At 69.8% G+C, this 381-nt stretch carries 1 protein-coding gene; it reads right to left on the bottom strand.

The window, feature by feature from the left end; translation table 11 throughout:
- Window positions 1-381: aldehyde dehydrogenase family protein (locus AC066S_RS40075; RefSeq protein ID WP_478272107.1), on the bottom strand; the 381-nt coding region annotated here is incomplete at both ends.

Below are 381 nucleotides of genomic sequence, written 5' to 3'. Positions count from 1 at the left end.
GTGCACCCTCTTGAGCGTGTCCGCCGCGGCCTTGGCGATCCACTTCCCGGTGCCCGGCGAGCCGGTCAGGGAGACCATGTTTACCTCGGGGTGGGTAACGAGCGACGAGCCCGCGGGCTCACCGTGGCCGGTGATCACGTTCAGCACTCCGGCGGGGAAGATCTCCGCCGCCAGCTCGGCCATCTTCAGCGTGGAGACGGGGGTGGTCTCGGCCGGCTTCAGCACCACCGTGTTGCCCGTGGCCAGCGCGGGCCCGATCTTCCAGACGGCCATCATCAGCGGGTAGTTCCACGGCGCGATCTGGCCGACCACGCCCACCGGCTGGCGGCGGATGATCGACGTGTAGCCCTCGGTGTACTCGCCCGAGGCCCGGCCCTCCAT

The sequence above is a fragment of the Bradyrhizobium sp. CFUWI genome (genome assembly GCF_056429085.1).
Note: the sequence above shows the minus strand (reverse complement) of the source record. Positions and strands in the feature narration are given on the sequence as shown.